General features: G+C 77.3%; 6 protein-coding genes. 4 read left to right on the forward strand and 2 right to left on the reverse strand.

Features of this window, described 5'->3' with window-relative positions; genetic code table 11:
• The 3 genes from ACFXAM_RS36680 to ACFXAM_RS36690 all read left to right on the forward strand — a co-directional run.
• The coding region (locus ACFXAM_RS36680; protein WP_380298026.1) for a copper chaperone PCu(A)C at window positions 1–616 on the forward strand (616 nt) is incomplete at its 5' end.
• A 247-nt stretch (window positions 617–863) separates the two neighbouring features.
• Window positions 864–2,138, forward strand: a complete 1,275-nt coding sequence (locus tag ACFXAM_RS36685) for a hypothetical protein (protein WP_380298028.1) — start codon at window positions 864–866, stop codon at window positions 2,136–2,138.
• Between the two features lie 174 nt (window positions 2,139–2,312).
• Entirely contained in the window at window positions 2,313–2,750 is a 438-nt protein-coding gene (locus ACFXAM_RS36690; RefSeq protein ID WP_380298030.1) for a hypothetical protein, read from the forward strand.
• A 17-nt stretch (window positions 2,751–2,767) separates the two neighbouring features.
• Here ACFXAM_RS36690 and ACFXAM_RS36695 read toward each other — a convergent pair whose 3' ends face one another.
• Both ACFXAM_RS36695 and ACFXAM_RS36700 read right to left on the reverse strand, forming a co-directional pair.
• On the reverse strand, window positions 2,768–3,781 hold the full coding sequence (locus tag ACFXAM_RS36695) for an Acg family FMN-binding oxidoreductase (RefSeq protein WP_380298031.1): 1,014 nt from the start codon (window positions 3,779–3,781) through the stop codon (window positions 2,768–2,770).
• A gap of 214 nt (window positions 3,782–3,995) precedes the next feature.
• Window positions 3,996–4,904 carry a universal stress protein gene (locus ACFXAM_RS36700; protein WP_380298033.1) on the reverse strand — a complete coding sequence of 303 codons (909 nt, stop codon included), beginning with the start codon at window positions 4,902–4,904 and terminating at the stop codon, window positions 3,996–3,998.
• Window positions 4,905–5,472: 568 nt separating this feature from the next.
• Between ACFXAM_RS36700 and ACFXAM_RS36705 the strand changes: the two genes are divergently transcribed.
• Window positions 5,473–7,170 (forward strand): GAF domain-containing protein, encoded by a 1,698-nt coding sequence (locus ACFXAM_RS36705; protein ID WP_380298035.1) that lies wholly within the window; start codon window positions 5,473–5,475, stop codon window positions 7,168–7,170.
• The last annotated feature ends 140 nt before the right edge of the window (window positions 7,171–7,310 follow it).

Below are 7,310 nucleotides of genomic sequence, written 5' to 3' on the forward strand. Positions count from 1 at the left end.
GCCCCGGTGGCCCCGGTGGCACGGCGGGCGCGGCGCGCCGGCCGGCCCGGGCGCGGCGGTCGGCGGGTGCGGCGTGGTGCGCGGGCCGGTGGGCGGGGTGGTGGGTGCGGTGACGGCCGGACGGTCCCGGGCGGCCGAGCGGCTGCGGGTGGCCGGACCGCCGGTGGCGGCGGCCGCGGTGGCGCTCGCGCTGCTCTCCGGGTGGACGGCGGTCGGCGGAGCCGGGACGGCGCGGCCGGTCGAGGTGGGGCCGGGCTGGCTGCTGCTGCCGACGGCGGGCGGGGTGCCGGCCACCGCCGCCTTCTTCACGGTCCGCAACCCCGGCGACATACCCGACGAGCTCACCGGCGCCGACTGGGAGTTCGGCGGCAGGGTGACGCTGAAGCGGCATCTGCACCAGGGCGCCGCGGGCCGGTGGGAGCCGGTCGAGGCACTGCCGGTGCCGGAGCGCGGCGAGTTGGCGATGTCCCCGGAGGACGCCGATCTGATGATCATCAATCCGCCTCCGCTGAAGGTCGGGCAGTGGGTGGAGTTCACGCTCAGCTTCCGCAACAGTCCGCAGCTGCGGGTCAAGGCGGAGGTCCTGCCGCCCGGCGGACGGCGCGGCAGCCGCTGAGACGGACCGGACGGGGCCGGCCGCCCCGCGCCGGGCCCCCTGTGCCGGGGGGTCCGCGCGGGACTGTCGGTCCCGTCCGGTAGTTTGTGCCCGTCCTGAGGAGGGCGCCGGGAAACGGGGTGCCCGAACCAGGGTTCCTGTGCTTGTCTGTGTCACGTCGTCATGCCGTCACGTCGTACACGGACGCACACCCGTACCCGCCGCACCGGCACCCGCCGGCCGCACCCAGGAGCACCCCATCAACACCGTGATACGCCGGTCCGCCCGCACCACCCTGGTCGCAGCCGCCTGCAGCGCCGTCCTCGCCACCGGGCTCGCCGCGTGCGGCACCGTGCAGCAGCTCAGCGCCGCCGACAAGGTGTCGACGGCCTTCGACAAGCTCGGCCGGGGCAAGTCCCTGAGCGCCAAGGTGTCGTTCGACGCCACCGCCGAGCAGATCGAGGCGTTCGGGGCGGCCGCCGGCGAGAAGATCGACAAGGAGAGCGCCACCGCGCTCGCCGCCGTGAGCCTGTCCGTCGCGCTCAGCGCGGACAAGCCGCTGAAGGACGTCCAGCCGTCCAAGGGCGCCGCCGACGGCGAGGCCCCGAAGCCGGACGCCTCGCTCTCCTCCTCCTTCGCGCTCACCGGCAAGGACGGCGCGTCGCTGGTCGAGCTGCGCCAGGTCGGCGAGCGGGCCTTCGCCCGGGCCGACCTCGCCGCCTTCGGCAGCCTCTTCGGCGAGGACCCGGCCGAACTCGACGCGTTCACCAAGGACCTGCCCGCCGCCCTGCAGGGCGCGCTGAAGGGCAAGTGGGTCGGCTTCGACACCGAGGACCTCAAGGAGACCGGCGGGCCGGCCGGCACCGGGCCCTCCGCCGTCCCGACGCTCGCCCCCGGGGTCGAGGACGGCCTGGTCACGTCCCTGAAGGACATCCTCACCCACGACCTGTCCTTCGAGGACAAGGGGAAGCAGGACGGCAAGGAGCGGATCACCGTCACCGCCCCGGCCCGCAAGGTGGCGGACGACCTGCTGAAGGCCTTCGAGCCGCTCACCAAGGACATCCCGAACCTCGGCAAGCTGCCGAAGACCGCCCCGTCGGGCGTGCCGGACCGCAACCTGGCCCTGGACGTCTTCCTCGACGGCGGCGCGCTGTCCGCGATGACCTTCGACCTCGCCCAGCTGGACGCCAAGGCCGGCACGGCGACCCCCCTGCCGCTGCGGATCGCGTTCGCCAAGGACGCCCCGGCCGTCCAGGCCCCCGCCGACGCCGCCACGATCAGCGCGGAGGAACTCGGCAGCGCCTTCGGCGAGTTCGCCGCCGGGTTCACCCAGGGCCTGATGGGCGCCGGGGCCGAGGGCTCGGACGGATCCGACGGCTCGGACGGCTCCGACGGCCCGGGCGGGGCGGGCGCGCCGCTCACCGATGCCCAGGTGAAGGAGCTGACCGCCGGCGGCGCCCTGAACGAGGAGCAGGTCCGGCTCTACAACAAGCTGGGCATGAGCTACCAGGACATCAAGGACCTCGCCGCCATGGGTTCCTGACCCCGGCCGGCGCGCCGTACCGCGCGCCACGTCCGCCCCGCCGTGCCCGAAGGGGCGCCGCGGGGCGGACGTGTCGTCCACGGGTGAACCCGCCGGCTCCGGACTCCCGTGTCCCCGACCGAGGGGCCGCCCGGTCGGCGGGCGGTCCCGGTCGGGACCGACTGAGGAGTGTCCGTGCAGAAGATCAAGACGGCGGTGGCCGCCGCCGTTCTCGCCGGTGTCGCGATGACCGCGGCGCCCTCCACCGCCTCGGCGGCGTCCGCCGCGGCGGCCCAGCCGATGAACTGCGTCAGCCCGGTCTGGGGCGGGGAGTACCTCTGCGGCGGCGAGTACGGCGAGCCCGGCATCACCGAGTACGCCTACCGCGACGGCCGGCGCCAGGTGTTCGTCATCGGCACCGACCACGCCGTGTGGACGCGTTCGAGCAGCGCGTCCGGCAAGAAGGGCTCCTGGTCGTCCCTGGGCGGCTACCTGATCGGCGGGGTCGGCATCACCGCCGCCGACACGGGCGGCGGCCGGTTCGAGATCGCCGCCCGCGGCACGGACGGCAACCTGTGGGCCCGGCGCCACGGTACGGACGGCAGCTGGACCGCCTGGGCCCGGATCTCCTGAGTCCCCCCGCCCCGCCGCTACGCCGTCGGCAGATCCAGGACGTCCTCCACCGGGCGCCGCGGCGTGGCGGCGCCGGGCGGGCCGTAGCCGGCCCGCAGGACCAGCTGGACGTGCCCGGGCCCCTCGGCGGGGTCGCGCAGCCGCCAGCGGAGGTCGGGCCACTCGACCGCCTGGTGCCACACCGTCAGCCGCAGCCCGTGCACGGTGGCCAGCAGCCAGACCCGCTCCAGCGCCTGCCCGGTGCGCAGCCAGTCCGCGGGGCCGTCGCCCGCGGTGGCGAGGGTGCACAGCTGGGGCAGTGCCTCGAAGCGCTGGGACGGCTGCGGCGGCCCCTCGTGGTGCGGCGGACGCCCGGCGAACTCGCGCATCGGCACCCGGGCGTCGTGGTCCTGCGGGCCGAGCGCGGCGTACGGCAGGCCGTCGGTGGCGGCGGTGCCCGCGTCCGGCCGCAGCCAGGAGCGGGTCTCGGCCTGCCGGGCGGGGTCGTGGGCGATCCGGTCCTCGGCCTCGGCGGTGACCTCCAGCACCCGGCGCACCCCGGCCTCCTCCAGCACCGCGAGGGTCACGCCCTCGTCCCGGGCGGCCTCGATCAGCTCGGCGGCGACCGCCTCGGGGACGTCCCGGTTGGTGAACGGCCGGCGGCTGGAGTGGCGCTCGGCGATCGCCGGGTAGAGGTCCCGTCCGAACGGCCCGCCCGCCGGGGAGGCCCCGGCGACGGGGGCGGAGAGGTCGAGGACGGCCAGCAGCCGCGGGTCGGCCGGGTCCGGGAGCAGCCGGACGGCGGATTCCCGGCCCAGCCGGGCGGCGGCGACCCGGAGGTTGAACAGCGCGGCGCCGGCCGCGATGTGCACGGCGGCGCCGTCGGCGTCCGCGAGCGGGACGGCGCGGTCCGGATCCGCGAGCACCTCCACCCCGGCCCCGCCGGGGGTGGGGCGGAACCGCCACGGCTGGCTGTTGTGCAGCGAGGGCGCCGCGCCGCCGGCGGCGGCGAGCAGCCGCAGGTCGGCCGGAGTGAGGGCTGACTGGGTCATGGTGATCCTTCTCCTTGCCTCGACGCTCCGGAGCCGGTCGCCACGGCCGGCTCGGCCACGTGTCCCGCTACTCCCGAGGGTGCGCCGGGCCGGTCACCGGCGACAGGGTCCAACGGCCCGGATGCCGGTCGGCGGCGGTCCCCGCGCCCTCCCGGCGGCCCTCCGGCGGCCCTCCCGGCGGCCGGCGACGCGAGGTCACCGGCCACGCGGGCGGTCAGTCGTGCGGGACGACCGCCACCGGCGCCTGGGCGTGGTGCAGCACGGCGTGGGCGATCCGGCCCAGCCGGGGGCCGAGGTCGTGCGGGCGGCGACGGCGGCCGACCACGACCAGGTCGGCGCCCGCGGAGTCCTCGACCAGCGTGCGGGCCGCGCCGAGACGGGCCTGCTCGACGACCTCGATCTCGGGGTGGCGCTCGCGGTGGGCGGCCAGGGCGGCCGCCAGGGCCTTCTCCTCCGCCGCCTGGAGCTGGGCCACCTCGGTGCCGGAGGGCAGGAAGCCGACGACCGCGAAGGCGGGCGGCAGGTCCCAGCCGTGGACGGCGCGGATCCGGGCGCCGCGCAGTGCGGCCTCGTGGAAGGCGAAGTCGAGCACCGCGTCGTCGGGCGCGGTGGCTTCCACGCCGACCACCACCTCGGGCACCGCCGGCTGCCCGGCCGTCCCGTCCACCGCTTCGTCCGCCGGCCCCTGCGAAGGCTCCGCGGCCGGATCCACCGGCCGGACGACCACCACGGGCACGGACGCGCGCCCGGCCACCGCCATGCTCACCGAGCCGACCAGCAGCCCCTTGAAGCCGCCCAGACCGCGCGAGCCGAGGACCAGCAGGGCGGCGTCCTCGGCGGCGGCGACCAGGCCGTCCACGGCGGCGTCCAGCACCGCGTCGGTCTCGACGGTCAGGCCGGGGTGGCGGGCCTGGACGTCCTCGGCGGCGGCGACCAGCATCCGCTGGGCGGCGACCGGGAGGTCCTGGGCGTCGGCGAACGCGGCGCGGCCGTCGGTCAGCCACGGCCAGGCGTGCACCAGCCGCAGCGCGGTCCCGCGCCGCAGCGCCTCCTCGGCGGCCCAGTGGGCGGCGGCGGTGCTCTCGGGCGATCCGTCGACTCCGGCCAGGACTGCGGGGGTCATGGGTGTTTCCTTCCGCTGCGGGCCCGCCCTGCGGGGGCGGGTCTCGGGGTGGCTGTCCGATGGAGCGACCGGTGCGCGCTGACGCTCCGTCGGCCCCGGTTCCCACCCTGGCCCCGGGCCGGTCCGCCCGCCAGAGGCCGCAGGGCCCCCCGGCCGGGGGCCGTTGGTCCCCCGGGCCGGCCGCGAGAATGGCGCGAACAGCGCGCAACCGGCGCGCGCGTGGCCGATTGCACTCCGTCCGGCGCGTGCATGACCGACCCCGGCGTTCCGTGCACATGCCCGCGGCACTAACGTGAATCAGGCAATCCGCCCGGTCTCCCGACCGGTCACGGACCCGGACGAGCAGCATGTGAACACGAGGAGGACGCCGGTGGGCGGCGCGGAGGACACGCGGGCGGGCACCGGCGGAGACCGGCGCGAACGGGCGGACGACGCCCCGCCGCCCGGCTGCCCCGCCCACGCGGGAGCGCCCCGGGCGACCCCGGTCCCGGCCGCCGCGGCCGCACCGGCACGCCCCTCCGTCGTCCCGGCGGCCCCGCCCGCGTCGGCCGCCCCCGGCGGTCCGCGGATACCGCAGCTGCGGCTGGACGAGCTGCTGGAGGAGCTCCAGTGGCGGATCGACGCGGCGCGCGGCACCCGGGACCGGGTGCACAGCCTGCTGGAGGCGGTGCTCGCGGTCGGCCGCGAGCTCGACCTCTCCCAGGCCCTGCACCGCATCGTGGAGGCCGCCGCCGACCTGGTCGACGCCCGCTACGCGGCGCTCGGCGTGATCGGCGCGGACGGCTACACCCTCTCGCAGTTCCTGACCGTCGGCCTCACCCAGGAGGAGATCGACGCGATCGGCCCGCAGCCGACCGGCCGGGGCATCCTCGGCGAGATGATCCGCGACCCGCAGCCGCTGCGCTGCCCGGTGCTCTCCGAGCACCCCGCCTCGGTGGGCTTCCCGCCGAACCACCCCCCGATGCACACCTTCCTCGGGGTGCCGGTGCGGGTGCGCGGCGAGGTGTTCGGCAACCTCTACCTGACCGACAAGCGCGGCGGCCTGGACTTCGACGCCGACGACGAGGCGGTCATCTCGACCCTGGCGGTGGCCGCCGGGGTCGCGATCGACAACGCCCGGCTGTACGAGGAGGCGCACCGCCAGCAGCGGTGGCTGCGGGCGAGTGCGGAGATCACCCGGAGCCTGCTGTCGGGCGCGCCCCGGCTGGAGGTCGTGGAGCTGATCGCGCGCCGGGCCCGGGAGATCGCGGGCGCCGAGCTGGCCGACGTCTCGGTGGCGCTGGCCGACCCGGGCGAGCGGGCCGCCGAGCTGACGGTCGAGGTGGCGCTGGGCGGGCGGCCGGAGGCCCGGCTCGGGGTGACGGTGCCGGTGGACGGCACGCTGTCCGGCGCCGCGTACGCCGCGGGCTCGCCGGCGACCAGCGACGAGCTGGAGGGCGACACCCGGTTCCCCGCCGGTCTGCCCGGGCGGTTCACCGGGCTGGGCCCGGCCGTGGCCGTGCCGCTGGGCACCGGCGAGGGCTTCGGGCGCGGCGTGCTGCTGCTGGCCAGGGAGAGCGGGCGCCCGCCGTTCACCGCCGAGGAGACCGGCCCCCTGCTGGGCTTCGCCGACCAGGCCGCCCTCGCCCTGGAGCTGGCCGAACGACGCCGGGACGCCGAGCAGCTGACGCTCCTGGAGGACCGCGACCGGATCGCCCGGGACCTCCACGACCTGGCCATCCAGCGGCTGTTCGCGACCGGCATGACGCTGCAGAGCGCGGGCCGGCTGATCGAGAGCCAGAGCGCCGCCGACCGGGTCAGCCGGGCCGTCGCGGACCTCGACGAGACCATCAAGATCATCCGCTCGACCATCTTCGGCCTGCGCGCCCACAGCGAGCCGGACCGGGGGCTGCGGGCCCGCGCCACCCGGGTCGTCGGCGAGGCGCAGGCCACCCTCGGCTTCGCGCCGCGGCTCAGCATGGAGGGCCTGCTGGACACCGACGTGCCGCAGGAGCTGGCCGAGCACGTGATGGCGGTGCTCGGCGAGGCGCTCAGCAACGCCGCCCGGCACGCCCGGGCGAACCGCGTCGAGGTGGCGCTGCGCGCGGCCGGGGGCACCGTGACGCTCACCGTCACCGACGACGGCGTGGGCGTCCCGGCCGACGGGCGCCGCAGCGGACTGCGCAACCTCGCCGAACGCGCCGAGCGGGCGGGCGGCACCTTCGAGCTGCTCCCGGCCGACGGCGGCGGCACCCGTCTGGTGTGGCAGGCTCCGCTGGGCGTGTGACCCGGCAGGGCCCGGGGGACCCGACGCGGACCCCCGGCCGGTGTTAAACCCCGCCGCCGGCCCGGTTGACGGCCCGTGGGGGGCAGGGCCGGGCGGGTAGCGGCGGGGTGGGCCCCCGGGGGGGGCCGGCGCCGGGCGGG

Source organism: Kitasatospora sp. NPDC059462, assembly GCF_042749955.1.
In the GTDB taxonomy this organism is placed as follows: Bacteria; Actinomycetota; Actinomycetes; order Streptomycetales; family Streptomycetaceae; genus Kitasatospora.